Raw genomic sequence first — 15,936 nt, forward strand, 5'->3', positions numbered from 1 at the left:
ATAAAAATGGCTCCCCGAACAGGACTCGAACCTGTGACAACTCGGTTAACAGCCGAGTGCTCTACCGACTGAGCTATCGGGGAATGACAAGTATTAATGTATCACAGGATAGAACAGATGTCAAGCAGGGGGAGATGAATTTCGTTGTCCCGTTCATCTCCCTCCCATCGCCTACTCTGCCGCCCCGCTTTCCTTCCCGAAATGCTTGGCCAGTTCCACGATAAGCGCGCCCATCCGCTCCTCTTCGGGGATGATGATCCGCTGCACTCCTTCCTCAGCGATGGCGGCTGCCGTAACTTTGCCGACCGCGGCCATCCATGTCCGGTTGGCGAACACCTCCAGGAGCCGCTCCGTCAACCCGTTCCGCTTCGCATAGTCGAACAGGAAGCGTGCCTGGGGAGCGCTTGTCATCGCGACGGCATCCACTTCCCCGGCGAGCAGCTCGGCCGCAAGCTGGCGCAGCACGTCCTCCGGCGGCGGCGTATGGCGGTAAGGCATCAGCTCCATTGTATCGGCACCGGCTTGCTTGAAGTACTGCACAAGCGCCGGCGCCGGATCGCCGTGCAGTTGGAGCGAGACGAGCTGCCCTGCCAAGCCGTTCCCGCTGGCGTTCAGCGAGCGGAGCAGGCCGGCTGTCGACCCGTCGTCATCCCGGACGGCAGGCCTGATGCCGATTCGCTTCAGCGCATTCACCGTCTTGTAACCGCGGGCCGCGTGCTTCATCTCCGCCATCTTGCGGAGGAACGCCTGCTCCTTGCCTGCTTCGCGGGCCGCTTCCAGCAGCCTGTCCAACCCCATGCCCGTCGTCCAGACGGCCAGCGATACCGGGGCCTCCAGCAGCCTGTCGACTTCCGCCTCCAGCCGCTCGAAGCCCTCGAGCATCGTTCCTTGCGTCGGCCTCACCCAAGGCGTCCCGCCCTGCTTGCGCACGAGCGCGGACATTTCTTCCGCCTTGCGAGGCCCCGTGATAACAATCGTCTTCCCTTCCAGCTTAGCCATGATCCTTCCTCCCCGTCTCTGTGCGGACCGGAACGATCCGGAGCTTGCCGCGGCAGCGCCCGCACACATATTTCGTCACATCCACTCTCCGCTTGCGGAGATAGGTGTGGCGGCAATCGACGCATTCCAAGCGATAACGGTAAGGCAGCCTGCGCTTGCCCTCCGCGCCGGGCAAGGAACGGCAGTAGCGCGAGCCCCCCACGGCCTGGAGCAGCTCCTTGAAGTCGCGGTCGCGGTGCCGGTACCCTCTGCCTTCCAGATGCAGATGGTAATGACACAGCTCATGCTTGATGATCCGTTCTACTTCCTCCTCGCCGAAGGCCTCCAGCTGCTTCGGGTTGATCTCGATATGATGCGAGGCCAGCAGATAGCGGCCTCCCGTCGACTTCAGCCGCCCATTATAGCGCGCCTGATGCCGGAACGGTTTGCCGAAGTCCCGCAAGGACACCATTTCCACCCATTGCTGCAGCGACTGATTCGTATAGGTCATCTGTATCACCCTGCTTCCCTACTTGAATTTGTACTGGATGTCCAGTACACTGTCAAGAGAAGAATTGCGGATGAAGAGAGGGATTGCCGGATGGCGAAGATGCGCTATATTCTGTTTCAACTGGGGAGCAACTGGGAATTCGTCGAGATGCCTGCCGAGTACGCCTACCAACTGAGCGCGCTGAATTTGCGCTTGCATAAAGAAATCAATAAGCTGACAGCGGAACGGGTGCCTAAGCTGCCGGTGGCGATCGCGGAATGCGAGCAGTTGGAGATGCTGCAGGAGGAGGCGCGCACGCTCAGCGGACTTGAATACATGAATCGGCTGGAACAGGCCTTCGCCGGGATTCAAGAGGAGCATTATCCCCTCATCGCGCTGCTGACGGAGATACGGGCGCTGCAGGCCCAGATGGAGCAATGGTACGAGGAAGAGGCCGAAGCGGCCGGCATCCAGTAAGCGGAACGTCAGCACGACAAACCGCAAGCGGAGAACCGAATAAGCAACAACGAATCATAACCGGAACGAAGCCCGCCGCTACGTTCCGGCTTTTTGCGTCGGACCTGCACCAAATGCGGCGACAGCCCATAAGATAGCGTTACAACAAGGAATCTGCGTCCCCGGGCTGAAGGAGGGATACTCATGCCGCAATGGTTATGCAACCAGCTGATGCGGGCCTTTCACAAGAAGGACCGCCGCCAGATTAAGCTGTTAAACGAGTGCTGGTTTTTTTATCGTTCGAAGCAGCGCGTTCATCCGTAAATGCAAGCGCTATTTCCACAAATCCAAGGCGCCTGAGGACATGTCCGGACGGCAGCCGTAGCCCCGATCGAATGAAGCCCCCGCGGCGACCGTCTATGCGACGGACGGCAGCGGGGGCTTATTAGCGTTCGCGTGCAGGCGAGCGCGATATCCTCTTATTGCAGGTTATCGACGCTGGACCGCTTCATCGTCAAGCCGACGCGGCCTTTTTTCACATCGACGGACAGTACCCATACTGTGACATTGTCCCCGACGGAGACGACATCGAGCGGATGCTTCACATACCGATCGCTCAGCTGCGAGATATGCACGAGGCCGTCGTTTTTGATGCCGATGTCGATGAAGGCGCCGAAGTCAATTACATTGCGGACCGTCCCCTTCAGCTCCATGCCCGGCTTCAAGTCTTCAATCTGAAGCACGTCCGTGCGGAATACGACCGGAGGCAGCTCCTCCCGCGGGTCACGGCCCGGACGGAGCAAGCTGTCGATAATATCCTTCAAGGTCGGCACGCCTACTTCCAGCCGTTCCGCACAGCCGTTCACGTCCACCTTCCGCAGACTCTCAGCCAGCTCTGGCGTCCCGATCTTGTCGGGACGGACCCCAAGCTCGGCGAACAGCCGGTCGACTACCGGATACGACTCCGGGTGAATCGGCGTATTGTCCAGCGGATGCGCGCCATCGGGTATGCGAAGGAATCCGACGCATTGCTGGAACGCCTTCGGCCCGAGGCGGGCGACCTTGGACAGCTGCTTGCGCTCGGTGAATTTGCCGTTCTCCTCGCGATGCTTGACGATATTTTTGGCCAGCGTCGCATTGATGCCCGATACATAGGACAATAGCGACGGGGAAGCCGTATTCACGTCGACCCCGACGTGGTTGACCGCCGACTCCACGACGGCGCCCAGACTCTCCTCCAGACGCTTCTGCGCGACATCGTGCTGGTATTGCCCGACGCCGATTGCCTTCGGGTCGATCTTCACCAGCTCGGCGAGCGGATCCTGCAGCCGGCGGGCAATCGAGACGGCGCTCCGTTCCGCCACATCGAGGCTCGGGAACTCCTCGGCCGCCAGCTTCGAAGCCGAGTAGACGCTCGCCCCTGCCTCGCTGACAATCGCGTAATGAAGCTTCAAGTCCCGACGAGACTGAATCCAGTCGGCGACGAACTGCTCGGTCTCCCGCGAAGCCGTCCCATTGCCGATCACGACCAGTCCGACGCGATAAGTATCCGCGAGCCGGTTGAATGTCTTGACGGCTTCCGCCGTCTTATGATGCGGGGCGGTCGGATACGTGACGGCCACCTCCAGCAGCTTGCCCGTGTCGTCGACCACCGCCAGCTTGCACCCGGTCCGGAAGGCCGGGTCGACGCCAAGCACGGTCTGGCCCCGTACCGGCGGCTGCAGCAGCAGGCTGCGCAGATTTTGCGCGAATACTTGAATGGCCTGCTCCTCCGCCTTCTCCGTCAGTTCCCCACGCACTTCCCGCTCAATCGAAGGCGCGATCAAGCGCTTATAAGCATCCTCGATCGTCGCTTGAAGCAAGTCGTTCACGACCGAATCGCCCCGAATCGTGCGCTTGCTCATATACACTACGATCTTGTCCACGGGAACATCGAGCGCGACCTTCAGGACGTCCTCTCTCTCCCCCCGGTTAATGGCCAGAATCCGGTGGGACGGCAGCCGCTTGACCGGCTCTGTATATTCATAGTACATCTCGTAGACCGATTCCTGCTCTTTATCCTTCGCTTCCGTGCGAATGACGCCCTGATCCATCGTATACCGGCGAACCCAGGCGCGTATATCCGGGTCGTCACCCAGCATCTCCGCGATAATATCCTGGGCTCCCTGCAGCGCATCCTCGGCGGCAGGAACGCCCTTCTCTTCATCTACATAAGCGGACGCCTCCTGCAGCGGATCGCCCTGCTTCGGCAAGGACAAAATCCACTGCGCCAACGGCTCGAGCCCGCGTTCCTTCGCCACGCTGGCGCGCGTCTTGCGCTTCTGCCGGTAAGGACGGTAGAGGTCCTCCACTTCCTGCAGCTTCGAGGCATGGACAATCGACTCCTGCAGCGGCTCTGTCAGCTTGCCCTGCTCATTGATGAGCCGTAGCACCTCGCGCTTGCGCTCCTCCAACCCCCGCAAATAACCGAGCCGCTCCTCCAACGTCCGGAGCTGCGTCTCATCCAGCTCGCCGGTCATCTCCTTGCGGTACCGGGCAATGAACGGAATCGTATTCCCTTCGTCCAACAGCTCGATCGTCCGTTGAACTTGTCCGCGTCCAAGAGACAATTCCGAGGTCAACTGATGGAGAAGACGTTCCGGTTCGCTTGTCTTCATCTGTTCAATTGCCGCGTCTAATGCTTGGACTTCCATCGTTTCGTCACGTACGGTCATGTATGACTTCCTTTCCATACCTGTTTCTGCAACCCTTTACAGCCTACTCATTATTGTCGCAAAAACAAGCCGCAAAATCCACACTCTTCTTCATTGCGATGTGCATACCCGTATGCAGAAGATGGTCGATACGCGGAGACTCCCGCGCCGGACTTGGTTCGACATCCAGCGCCTCCTGTTCTGGCAGTCCTCGGCGGCACGCGTCGAATTCGCAGGGAACGTGAAGCCTTCCGGGAGCAGAGCCAAGGCTTTTCGGACTAGGGCTATGACATTAGGAGCATTTTAGGCGAATCACGTTCCGCATGATTGTCAAGATCGTTCCGGTTATGTACAATTTAGTACACAACTAGAGCACTATAATGGACAGCATCCAATATATGCGATATGAAAGGAGGCCCGCAATGTCTCGCGGACAACGGTGTGTTGTCCCGCCGCCACCGCGCACGAAAGCATAAACGCAACACCGAACCCCGTTAGAAAGCGGCTATGCAACACAAGGTTATTTCGGCAGAGAACCTATCGGCAATCCTTTTCCCCAAACGATAAGAGATAAGGAGTGTTCGAATGTTGAACAAAAAGCTATCCCGTATCAGCGCGTTCTGCTCAATGACTCTCGCTGTATCCCTGCTGCAGCCTGTCCTCCATATCCATGCCGAGCCTGCCACATCTGCGCAGCAGTCCTCTTCTTCCGCAGTTGCAACCTTACCATCCTGCTCTCAGCATGATCTCGATGTGCTCAGCCGCGATCTTGCCGGCATTCCTCTGGACGGCAATTCCTATAATGGGGGCGTGGCCGCATTCGGGGAGCATGCCTTCGCCGTCGCTGCCGATCCGCGCTCAACCTCGATTATGGCCGCGGCCCGCTACGGCCAAGGCCGGATCGCCGCAATTGGCGGGGAGGCATATTTCAAGCTGACCGAGCCCGATACGAGCGGCAATGCGATTGTCGCCCGCAACATTTTGAACTGGATTACGGAAGGTTTGCCGCTCAGCTATGAGCAAGCGCGCACGGGACAAGGCCGTATTGCCATCATCACGAAAACTTCGGATTTCGCCGCCCGCCCGGATCTGCCTATCGATATTACCCATGTCGACCGATGGACAGCTACAGATGAACAAGGCAAGGCTCTGCTGGATCCTGCCGCATATCCGGTCGCCTTTATCGACTATACCTATGTGGAGGAAGAGGAAGTGCAGCCGCTGCTGGACTACATACGGGAAGGCGGCCGCCTCGTCTTCGCCGCCAAGGGCTGGGTATTCGAGCAGTATCCATCCGTCTCGAAAGAGACAGACCAAGCCACCGCATCGCTCGCATCCGATTATCCGCTGCAGCGTCTCCTGAATAAGGCGGGCTTGTCGCTCATGAACAACCAGGCGACGACATGGGATGGCTCGGCGCCGTTCCTGAATCTGACCCAAGCCGCTCACTATAACGCGAACCATATTATGGCCGAAGCCAAAGCGATTGAAGCCGGAACGAAAACGATCGGCGAAGCCACTATCGGGTTCTCCGATTCCGACGACAAGGCCAAAATGAAAATCATCACCTCGACATTGGGCTCGACGCTCGGATCCCTGTCTCCGGCAAGCCCGGCCTATGCCCAGGTCCAGGAGGACGCGTCCAAGCTGGGCAGCATTACGCTGCCTGTCGAGCCTGCCGCCAAGCCATACAGCGCTTCTCTGCTGCCTGCGCTGATGGAGCGCCTTCTCCGCGATCCGGCCGGCGCCAAATCGCCCTTCGCGGATGCGTTCCCGGGCAAAACCCTGGACGGCGGTCCGGCGGTAACCGGCAAGCGCATCTGGATCGATTTCGACTATTCCACCTACTCTTATCTGCGTCAATTCTACGTGCCTCAGAACTGGATCAGCACCGGCGTGTATGCGGAAGCAGGCAAGCCGATCACGATCGATGTCCCGCAAGGAACCACGAATCTCGATGTCCAGATCGGGGCTCATACCGACAACCTGAGCAGCCTGTCGCTGGACAACTGGAAGCGGGCCCCGGTTATTACGAAGCGGGAAACCTTGTCTCCGGGAAGAAATACGATCACAAGCCCTTATGGCGGCCTGGTGTATCTGATTCCGACGAAGCCGAAGCCGGGGACAGCCGTCACGGTCAACCTGAACGGCGGCGTTCAAGCCCCGCATTACATCAAAGGCACGACTAAGCTGAAGGATTGGCAAGATACGATTCGCCATTACGGAGCGCCTTGGGCCGAGCTTCAGACCGATCGAGTGATATTGACCCTGCCTTCGGAGCACGTCCGCAATCTCGATCATCCGGATGAAGTGCTGAAGCTGTGGGACGAAATGCTGACCGAATATGACAAGCTCGTCGGCACGGCGCCGAATCGAAGCTTGCCTCATCGAAGCATCTCCCTGCCTTACCGCTATGTGGGAGATATCCAGATCAGCGCCGGCTTCATGCATGCCGGATACCCGATCATGTTCTTCAACGATCCGTCCGCCATCGATGCCGTTACCGTGGATGGCATCAAGACACTGGACGGATGGGGCTGGTGGCATGAGACGGGCCATGAGTACCAGCAAAATGCCTGGACGTGGGGCAAAGTGACGGAAGTAACCGTCAACATTTTCTCCCTGTACATTCAGGACCACTTCGGCAATCCGTCTCGTCTGCTGCAAAAACGGTCCGACGGCACGACCATCTATGACACAGCCTTCAAATATATCGAGGCAACAAATGCGGATAAAAACTTCAATGATGACAATCAAGCCGACGTGTGGACCCGCCTTGTCATGTTCCGGCAGCTGCAGCTCGCTTACGGCTGGGAGCTGTACACGAAGCTGAATCATGACGTTCGCGAGATGCCTGCCGATCTGCTGCCAAAGACCGATCAAGAGCGCATCGATTTGTTCGTGACGAAGGCGTCGCAGCTGAGTGGAAATAACTTGCTGGAGTTTTTCGACAAATGGGGCTTAAAATATTCCGCTGCAGCCAAGAACAAGGTGGAAGCAATGAAATTGCCGAAGCCTAAGACCCCGATTTGGACATTGAAGGACAAGGAAAAGTGATTGCGTACGCATTATCGCGATAAGGGGATGGCGCGCTGCCGCTGTCCCTTTATTTTTTGCTCATTCGGCCGGTCGGGGCCTTGCTTTCACACTCCCCTTGCCCATTCTCCCAATCGCTCAGAATGCAGCCCTTGGGAGCTTATTCGCCTGTTCGGTGGTTCGGTGGTTCGGTTGTTCGGTGGTTCGCTTGTTCGTATTTGTTTCTTTCGTTTTGAATCCTTTTTTTGATCGCTCTCCCCGTCGTTCAGGTAAAAATATTCTCCAACGTCCTTATGTAATCTCCTGTAATCTCCCTTCCACTCAGGACTCATTATCTACTGTGTTTTTGTGATAGCAACTATCGTAAACCAAATGGATGGCAGGACTGGCTTCATTCCTCTGAACTATGGGGATATTGAACATAAGAGGCACAAATAGCTCGTAGAGCTGCCTTGCCTGTTCTGAGTCATTGGTATATTGAACGCAAGAGGCACAAAAGGGGCTCCGGATAGCGCTGGCCTTGGATGCTCTGAGTCATGGGGATACCCAACGTAAGAGACACAAATGGCTTGTGTGGCTTGCCTTGGCTTCTTCTGAGCCACGGGGATATTAAACGTAAGAGGCACATATATGCGGCCCGCCCCTCAAGCAGGCAACAAAAAAAGGCAGGGGCCAGCCCCCGCCCGAAGATTCGCATTTTTTAGCGTGGTAACAAAAAAACGAGGCAGGCCTCGTTAAGTGGGTCGTAATCGGTTTTAAAAATCAATCAATCCGAGGCTGATAAGCAGCCCGTCATCGACCTTGTGCATCGTCTCTTCATCTAAGTGTGTTATTTTGTCGGTGAGCCGTTGTTTGTCGATGGTGCGGATCTGTTCCAGCAATATGACGGAGTCGCGGTCGAAGCCATGCGTCTTCGCGTCAATTTCAACATGGGTCGGCAATTTGGCCTTCTGAATCTGCGCCGTAATTGCCGCCACGATGACGGTTGGGCTGAACCGGTTCCCGATATCATTCTGAATGACGAGAACGGGACGGACCCCTCCCTGCTCTGAACCTACGACGGGCGATAAATCCGCAAAAAAAACGTCGCCGCGCTTTACAATCAATGTCTACACCCCGCTAACCAGGCGGTCGAGCGTGCCATCCGCTTCGACTTCTGCGTAAAAAGCCTCGGATGCCATCGTCAAGTTAATTTTGGCCATTTCCATATAGCCGCGCTGCATCGATTCACGGATGTGACGCTTCTTGCGCTCTTGCAAATACAACTTCATCGCTTGGCGAATGAACTCGCTTCGATTCGATTTTTCCATAGCAACGATACCGTCCACTTCTTGCAATAGTTGGTCGGGCAAGCTGATCATAATTCGTTTGGTGTTCTGAATATTAGCCACCTGTCCTCGCACCCCCAAAGCCTTTGCTGCCTAGTACCCATTATGTCGATTCTGTAGAAAAATTATACAACAGCATATATATGCTTCATCCATATCGAGTATGTTGCAGACCTTCTGCCTACAGACAATCCCTGATACATATTCTCTCTTCAACCTGAAAATCCTGCCGAAAATGTAAAAATGATTTCGGTAAAAGGTACCATTCCCCTAAATTCCGTCAATTATTGCAGCTTCGGCGTATGCCTCCGCTTGCAGCAGCGGGTTAATCACTTTGACGGGCTTCCCGCTCTCGATATAGAGGCGCGGCATACGATGGGCAACCATGCAGACGACTTCATAATGAATCGTCCCGAGATGATCGGCGATCTCCTCCGCCGTAATGCGCTCTTCGCCCTGCTCGCCAAGGAGCACCACTTCTTCTCCCGGTTCCGGCAAGGGCCCATCTTTGGCGAGCGGCTCCAGCGAGACCATGCATTGATCCATACAGATGCGCCCCAACACCGGGACGCGCCGGCCTCGGATCAGCATATGCGCTTTCCCGCTCAGCATGCGGGAATACCCATCCGCATATCCGACGGGAATTGTCGCAATACACTCCTCTGCGCTCGTATAGTAATGCATGCCGTAGCTGATCGCCTCGCCAGCGGGAACCGTCTTCGCATGGACGATGGCCGTCTTGAGGCTAAGCACCGGCCGCAATTGAATTCGCTGCCGGTTCACATCGGCTGACGGGTACAACCCGTAGGCGCTAATGCCCACCCTTACCATATCATATGCGGACTCAGGCAATTCCATTGCCGCCGCGCTGTTGCTCGCATGTATCAACGGAACTGTCAGTTCCTGTCTTTTCAGCTCATCGATGACGGCCTGGAACCGCTCCTGCTGCAGACGGCTGTAAGCTTGATCCTTCTCATCCGCACCCGCGAAATGGGTAAACATGCCTTCGACCAGCACACCCGCAATCGCCTGCAAGCGGCGGACGCAGCCGGCCGTATCCTCCGGCGTCCGAATACCCAACCGTCCCATGCCGGTATCCGTCTTGACATGCACCTTGAGCAGGCGCCCGCCGTAGCGGCCGGACAGCCCAGGTGCCTCTTCCTCCAGCTTGCGGATCCATTCCCCGGTAAATACTGTCAAGGAAATATCATGCTCAAAGGCGGCTTCAATCCCGGCAGGCGGCGTATAGCCCAGCACCAATATCGGCACCTGTACGCCGGCCCGGCGCAATTGCACGGCTTCATCCAGGAACGCCACGTTCACATAATCCGCTCCGAACCGTTCCGCCGCCCGCGCGATCTCCACGGCGCCATGTCCGTAAGCATTCGCCTTCACACAGACGCTCAGCTTCGTGGAAGACGGAAGCGCGGCGCGAAAAGCTTCCATATTGTGATGCAGCGCATCCAGCGAAATCTCCGCTCGCGTGGGACGATAATACGCCTCCATGGTCAGTCACCTTCTTCATGTCTGTTCATCCCGTTCCATGTAACAAACCTATGTTAATGCCCATGGCGGAGACTGTCAACCAAAGAGAGATGGAAATAACCAACCATTGCTTAGGAAAATTCCGCTGCTCGCGGTCGGTCGTGTGCCGGAGGTACTATGATTCGCGCTGCGCGCCGATCACGAGAAGGTCCGCATCCGTGGAGTGCCACGAAATACGGACCGAAGAAATGTGCTGCAGCCGTTATTTCCCAGGCTGATCCACGAGTGACTGTGCAATTTTCACCATTTCTTGTTCCGGCAGGTCGCCGCTGAGCATCCGATACTTGACTCCCTCATAGGTCCAAGTCAGCGTCTTCTGCTCCTCGCCGGTCATTTGCCCATAGGTGAAGCCCAGATCCACCGCCTTTGACTCGCCGACCTGAAGCCCGACTTCCATATCCTTCGGCCGGGATTCGATCAGCGTGAACGAATATGTGCCCGTATACCGCATCATGACCGGATGATCTCCGTTGTTCGGAAGCTCTTTCTCATCGAGCTTCGCCACACCTTCCGGCAGATAAGACGGTTCAATGAAGCCGAACGGCCCCATATCCTCTTCCACATTCGCGCTGTCAAGCTGCTCCCCTGCCGCATCCGTACCTTCAGCTCCGTCCGGAGGGGCAAGCGTCTCCTGGGATGGCGGCTGTCCGTTCTCATCCAGCTCCCCGTTCGGGATCATCGCATGATTCATGCCTGTCATATTGCGCTGCATGTCGAAGGAATCTTTATCGAATTTTTTGCCGAATTCGAATTGATTGAACTTCATCTCGACGACAACCTGCGCTTCCGAATCGGTGACCTGCACCTGCTTCGGCGTGTAATCGCTCTTGTGCAGCCAGATCTTCTGGCGGACGAGCGAGTCGGTCTGATAATCGGCTGCCACATCGAATACATAGCTGTCGCCATCCTCGGTGAACTGGCGTCCCTCATCCGAGAGAATGCTGCGGACCAGGGTCTGGTAGAGATACACCTGTCCTTGATTGTCCGGCCACTCGCTCTGGAAGCGGAAAATTTTCTTCAGGCTCGGCGTCAGCACAAATACGCCCTCTTCATTGCGAAGCACGATCTGCTTGATGTCCTTCTTCTCGTTCGTCAGTTCAATCCGATAATAGGTCGGATCCTGATACCACACCTCCACGCGATACTGCAGCGGCTGAGTACCGGAATGCAGCGTCATCGTGCCGATGCCGGCATAGCTTTCCAATTTGCTCATTACTTGATCCAGGTCATGGACCACATCGGTTGCGTCCTTCTTCCCGCAGCCGGCGACCAGGATCGCCACACTCATCACGATGGCCAACATCCACGTGATTCGACGCATGTAATCATCCCCTCTGACATGAGTATTCTTCGATTCGGTGTACTCCGCATCACTGATAACATGTCTATGAGGGAACTTGGCCAATTATGCGGACTAGTTTGACGAGCCTTCGCCGGTCTCGAATCGGCTAGCCCTACTGATGGAGCGGCTTCCAGCACGCGGCTGCCACGGACCTTGAGCGAGTGAAAAAGCGAATGCCTTCCGATCAGAACGCAGCGATCGGAAGGCTTTGATCAGGCAGCCTTATGTTGATTGGGCCCGTAATTTAGCCAAGACAACGGCGGCCTCCGCTCGGGAGGTGAACGCCTTCGGCCGGAATTGGCGTTGATCGCTCCCGATCATAATCTGTTGCACGGTAACCCAATGGACCGCATCCGCTGCCCATGCCGAGATACCGGCAGCGTCTTCATAAGCCAGCGCCGGCAGCTCTTCAGATGAAGCCGCTCTATCCCCCGCATATACCCGGGCAATGACGGCAGCCATCTGTTCACGCGTTATTCGATCGTCTGGGCCGAAGGTGCTCGCATTATACCCTTTAATCAAGCCGTACTCTTGAGCAATCGAGATCGCTTTACTCGCCCAATGGTTCCCTGTATCGGCAAATACCGTCTCTTGGTGCTTCTCCAGCTTCAGCGTGTGGACGAGCAGGGTTACGAATTCCGCTCTCGTTACCGAGCGGCTCGGCTTGAACGTACCGTCGGGATACCCTGTAATGACACCAGCGGCCGCAAGCTCAAGAATCGATTCGCTTGCCCAGTGGCCTTCCACGTCCGTGAAGCGAGGCAAGCTCCCTGTGTTGTCGCAGGACCCCTCTGGCGGGCACTGCTTGTTGTCTTCGGGTACATCAGATTGCTTAGGCTCTTCCTTGTTCTTAGGGTCATTATGTTGAGGCACCTGTGCAGGAACCTTGTGGTTATCCTGCGGCGATGTGTTCCCGCCTCCATGGCTGCCTCCATTATCGTTGTCATCGACCACCGGACGAGCAGTCACTTTCACGGTGCGAAGGACTTCATCAGCCGCATTTCCCGCCTTATCGGTCACATTGTACCGCAAAATGTATTCACCCGGGATCTGGGTATTGACCTGTCCGGATACGATGATGGAGGCCGAGATATCCCCGTCGGCATTATCCATCGCGGAGGCGCCGGGATCCTGGAAAGCCGTGCCCTGGACGACATGGATGACCGGATCACCAATGAGGGTAATGGCCGGGTTCTCCCGATCGATATTTGTAATCTCAAGCTGCTTTACCGTCTCGTTCCCCGCCGTATCTGTGGCATAAAAGCTAATCCAGCCGTTATCCTGCACTTCAATCGGCTGCTTCTCTGACCAAGGCTCGCCTTCGCTGTGGAAGAAGGCCGCATCGTGAAGTCCAAGCGCCATCTTGCGATCCGCGATATCAATCGGAGCGTATACGGAAGCCGTTACCGTGACCGGGCCTTGCGTAGGCTCCGTCGGGAATAGAGTTAATGAAATCACCGGCTCCAGCCTATGAATATTGGTCACTTCAATCGTTGCGATGGCGGAATTGCCGGCCTCATCCCGGGCATAGACCGTATAGACATCGTTGACTTCCACCTCGAACGAATCCGAGCCCATAAAGCTGGTTCCGCCGGATTCGAAATAGCTTTCCGGCTGCTTGCCCGGCGCCCATTTCTGTCTGGCGATAGAGCTGGTCCTGTCGCTAATCCGGGCTGCGATCGTCACGTTGCCGTTCGTCTTCTCTTCGGGATGAACGGATAATTGGATGACAGGCTTGTCTACATCGATCTGCTTCACTTCAAAATGCTCGACAGCCCCGTTACCCGCTTCATCTTGGGCGAAGATCGTATAGTCCCCATTCGCGTAGACGATGAACCGGGAATCGGCAATCATCGATCCGCCCGTCTCAAAAAAGCTCGCTGGCCGGATGCCCTCGCTCCATTTCAGCATTTTGATCTCGCTCGCCTCATGAGTCGCCAGCACGCTCACCGTGACCGGTTGATTGGTCCAGCCCGCGGGCTCGAGCGTGATCTGAATGTGCGGAGGGGTGGTGTTCACATTCGTAATCGCGATCTGGGCGATCGCCTCATTGCCTGCTTCATCCTGCACATAGACGGTGTAGTCGCCGTTGTCGTGCACGGTGAAGCTCTTCCCCTCCAGAAGCTCCCCAGCGTCTTGAAAATAGCCGGTTGGCTGCTTCCCGCGCGCCCATTTCTTGAGCTTGACCGCAATTCCTCGGTCGGTCCCAATCATGACCGAGATCGTTACAGGCTGGTTCGTCCACGTATCCGGCGAACGCGCCAGCGTCAACTGCGGAGCCTGCTTGTAAATATTCGAAATCGTAATCGTTGCGACAGCTTCATTGCCAGCCCGATCCTTGGCATAAACGGTATAGACTCCATTGTCGGAGACGTTGAAGCGGTTTCCCGTGAGCGTATTTCCTCCATTTTCGAAAAATGCGATGCTTTGCTCTCCGGGTGCCCATTTTTGCACCGCTGCTCCGCTCTCTTCATCCACAATGCTGGCCGTAACCGTCACTTCCTTATTGGTCGGCGTCTCGGTGGATGGGGACAACGCAATGCCAGGCGGGGTCCGATCGATGTTCTCGATCGTAAAGGTGCGGATCGTCCCATTTCCGGCCCGATCGGCTGCATAGACGGTATAGGTGCCATTCTTCTGGACGGTAAAGGAATCGTTGACAATCATTGTCCCATTGCTATCGAAGTAGTCGGCAGTCCGGGTTTCCTCCGCCCATTTCAACTGCTGCACCCCGCTTTGCTCGTCTTCGGCCGCAACGGCAACCTCGATCGGAGCATTGGTCCATTCATGCGGTTCATATTGGACGTTCAACGTCGGGGCGATGCGATCGATATTGGCGATCTCGATCGTCTTCACGGCTTCATTGCCGGCGCGATCTTTGGCGTACCAGGTGTACACGCCGTTGGCGGAGGCGTTGAAGCTGTTGCCCGCCGGTATGTTGCCGCCAGCTTGAAAATAGGCGATGTTTTTCTGTCCCGCCGCCCATTTCTGCACCTCTACTCCGCTTCCGCCATCATCTGTAACCTCGGCCGTTACCTGGACATTATCGCGTGTCCAGGCTGTCGGCGCTTGCTTCAGGACAATAGCCGGCGGGGTGTTATCGAACCGGACCGAGCTGCCGTCGGTCGTCTCCGTACGCGACTTCACGATATCGCTGTCCGCTTCTTCGTAATCAATGCGAAATGCAATCTCTCCTTCGGCATCGGCAGAGGTTAGCCGGTAGCGCGCTGTCCATTTTCCGCTTTCTTCCTTCGCTTCAATCGGATGTCCTGCAATGGTGACGGTCGCTTTTTGTAAAGGAAAGATGGCAGTAAAAGAAAGCGTCACTTCATCGCCGGCCTTCGCGATGCTCGTGTTGGTGGCATGATTTGATGCGATGGCCACCGTTCTGATCGGGTCGATGTCCAGCGTATAGGTCTCGTAAGAGCGAGCGTAGTCCAGCGTTTTGTGCTCTCCTGACCACACGGTATCATACTCGCTTAAGGTGGCCCATAAAGCATTGGCCGGAACCTCCGGCCCGCTCAAAACACGGATTCCATCCACGCTGTACCTGTATTGCTGATTGGTAATGGCATGTCCTTCGCCGAAGGCTCCATCGAAGTTGCTAATCGTCAGCCACTTCAAATCGGCCGGTGCATCATTCCAATTCTGCATCTTAATGAATTGCTTTTCTGTAGTGATGCCGTCACGGCTGTAATAAAGCTCCACCCCTTCTTCAAATGCGCTGAGTGGAATAAAGCTGACCCAACGCGCATGGAGCGTACCCTTGTCCACGTCAATATAAGATACCTTGCTTCCATCGCTATAAAAGTGCATCACGCCGGAAAAGCCGCTTGGCTTGTAAACAATCACTTTGAGGTATTCCGCCTGGACCTGCTTCGCCGACACTTCGTCCGTCAGAAGCAGGAGCGCACACAGGGAGACGAATAGCATGGATAGCGCCACCCGAAACCTTATCTTTTGGTCACTGTTTTTCATGTGTTGCATCCTCCTTTCCCCGCTTTTTGTCGTAATCCATACCAAATTGTAGAGCATCCCCTATGAATCCGATATTCCCCGTTTGAGGGA

At 56.2% G+C, this 15,936-nt stretch carries 11 protein-coding genes and 1 tRNA gene; 3 read left to right on the forward strand and 9 right to left on the reverse strand.

Annotated features, from left to right (window positions below; translation table 11 throughout):
• Window positions 1-7: 7 nt before the first annotated feature.
• The 3 genes from NNL35_RS27885 to NNL35_RS27895 all read right to left on the reverse strand — a co-directional run bounded on the left by NNL35_RS27885 (window position 8) and on the right by NNL35_RS27895 (window position 1,489).
• Window positions 8-83, reverse strand: a tRNA-Asn gene (locus NNL35_RS27885).
• Window positions 84-171: 88 nt separating this feature from the next.
• Window positions 172-999, reverse strand: coding sequence for a uroporphyrinogen-III synthase (locus NNL35_RS27890; RefSeq protein WP_006677700.1), 828 nt, complete (start codon window positions 997-999; stop codon window positions 172-174).
• Complete coding sequence (locus NNL35_RS27895; protein WP_006677699.1) at window positions 992-1,489, reverse strand: SprT family protein; 498 nt, start codon at window positions 1,487-1,489, stop codon at window positions 992-994. Before NNL35_RS27895 ends, NNL35_RS27890 begins: the two co-directional genes overlap by 8 nt.
• Before the next feature lie 90 nt (window positions 1,490-1,579).
• Here NNL35_RS27895 and NNL35_RS27900 point away from each other — a divergent pair, with 90 nt between their 5' ends.
• Both NNL35_RS27900 and cmpA read left to right on the forward strand, forming a co-directional pair.
• Window positions 1,580-1,945, forward strand: a complete 366-nt coding sequence (locus NNL35_RS27900) for a hypothetical protein (RefSeq protein ID WP_006677698.1) — start codon at window positions 1,580-1,582, stop codon at window positions 1,943-1,945.
• Window positions 1,946-2,128: 183 nt separating this feature from the next.
• Window positions 2,129-2,248 carry a cortex morphogenetic protein CmpA gene (cmpA, locus tag NNL35_RS27905; protein WP_006677697.1) on the forward strand — a complete coding sequence of 40 codons (120 nt, stop codon included), beginning with the start codon at window positions 2,129-2,131 and terminating at the stop codon, window positions 2,246-2,248.
• Window positions 2,249-2,403: 155 nt separating this feature from the next.
• Here the strand turns inward: cmpA and NNL35_RS27910 are convergent, their stop codons facing one another.
• Window positions 2,404-4,638, reverse strand: coding sequence for a Tex family protein (locus NNL35_RS27910; protein WP_006677696.1), 2,235 nt, complete (start codon window positions 4,636-4,638; stop codon window positions 2,404-2,406).
• A 564-nt stretch (window positions 4,639-5,202) separates the two neighbouring features.
• Here NNL35_RS27910 and NNL35_RS27915 point away from each other — a divergent pair.
• Window positions 5,203-7,674 carry a M60 family metallopeptidase gene (locus tag NNL35_RS27915; protein WP_006677695.1) on the forward strand — a complete coding sequence of 824 codons (2,472 nt, stop codon included), beginning with the start codon at window positions 5,203-5,205 and terminating at the stop codon, window positions 7,672-7,674.
• Window positions 7,675-8,408: 734 nt separating this feature from the next.
• Here the strand turns inward: NNL35_RS27915 and NNL35_RS27920 are convergent.
• The 5 genes from NNL35_RS27920 to NNL35_RS27940 form a co-directional block, all read right to left on the reverse strand.
• Window positions 8,409-8,759 carry a type II toxin-antitoxin system PemK/MazF family toxin gene (locus tag NNL35_RS27920; RefSeq protein ID WP_006677694.1) on the reverse strand — a complete coding sequence of 117 codons (351 nt, stop codon included), beginning with the start codon at window positions 8,757-8,759 and terminating at the stop codon, window positions 8,409-8,411.
• 3 nt (window positions 8,760-8,762) lie between these two features.
• Entirely contained in the window at window positions 8,763-9,044 is a 282-nt protein-coding gene (locus tag NNL35_RS27925) for a CopG family ribbon-helix-helix protein (RefSeq protein WP_040731899.1), read from the reverse strand.
• 207 nt (window positions 9,045-9,251) lie between these two features.
• The gene (gene alr, locus NNL35_RS27930; RefSeq protein WP_006677692.1) at window positions 9,252-10,487 is read right to left on the reverse strand and encodes an alanine racemase; all 1,236 of its coding nucleotides are present in this window, start codon (window positions 10,485-10,487) and stop codon (window positions 9,252-9,254) included.
• 241 nt (window positions 10,488-10,728) lie between these two features.
• Window positions 10,729-11,847 (reverse strand): DUF4367 domain-containing protein, encoded by a 1,119-nt coding sequence (locus NNL35_RS27935; protein ID WP_006677691.1) that lies wholly within the window; start codon window positions 11,845-11,847, stop codon window positions 10,729-10,731.
• A 243-nt stretch (window positions 11,848-12,090) separates the two neighbouring features.
• Complete coding sequence (locus tag NNL35_RS27940) at window positions 12,091-15,846, reverse strand: S-layer homology domain-containing protein (protein WP_006677690.1); 3,756 nt, start codon at window positions 15,844-15,846, stop codon at window positions 12,091-12,093.
• Window positions 15,847-15,936: the final 90 nt, after the last annotated feature.

It is taken from the genome of Paenibacillus dendritiformis (assembly GCF_945605565.1).
GTDB lineage: Bacteria > Bacillota > Bacilli > Paenibacillales > Paenibacillaceae > Paenibacillus_B > Paenibacillus_B dendritiformis_A.

What these genes read in the sequence shown, in the direction of transcription:
- NNL35_RS27915 (WP_006677695.1), top strand. Translation starts at nt 5,203, where the DNA reads ATGTTGAACAAAAAGCTATCCCGTATCAGCGCGTTCTGCTCAATGACT.
- cmpA (WP_006677697.1), top strand. Translation starts at nt 2,129, where the DNA reads ATGCCGCAATGGTTATGCAACCAGCTGATGCGGGCCTTTCACAAGAAG.
- NNL35_RS27890 (WP_006677700.1), bottom strand. Translation starts at nt 999, where the DNA reads ATGGCTAAGCTGGAAGGGAAGACGATTGTTATCACGGGGCCTCGCAAG.
- NNL35_RS27895 (WP_006677699.1), bottom strand. Translation starts at nt 1,489, where the DNA reads ATGACCTATACGAATCAGTCGCTGCAGCAATGGGTGGAAATGGTGTCC.
- NNL35_RS27900 (WP_006677698.1), top strand. Translation starts at nt 1,580, where the DNA reads ATGGCGAAGATGCGCTATATTCTGTTTCAACTGGGGAGCAACTGGGAA.
- NNL35_RS27935 (WP_006677691.1), bottom strand. Translation starts at nt 11,847, where the DNA reads ATGCGTCGAATCACGTGGATGTTGGCCATCGTGATGAGTGTGGCGATC.
- alr (WP_006677692.1), bottom strand. Translation starts at nt 10,487, where the DNA reads ATGGAGGCGTATTATCGTCCCACGCGAGCGGAGATTTCGCTGGATGCG.
- NNL35_RS27940 (WP_006677690.1), bottom strand. Translation starts at nt 15,846, where the DNA reads ATGAAAAACAGTGACCAAAAGATAAGGTTTCGGGTGGCGCTATCCATG.
- NNL35_RS27910 (WP_006677696.1), bottom strand. Translation starts at nt 4,638, where the DNA reads ATGACCGTACGTGACGAAACGATGGAAGTCCAAGCATTAGACGCGGCA.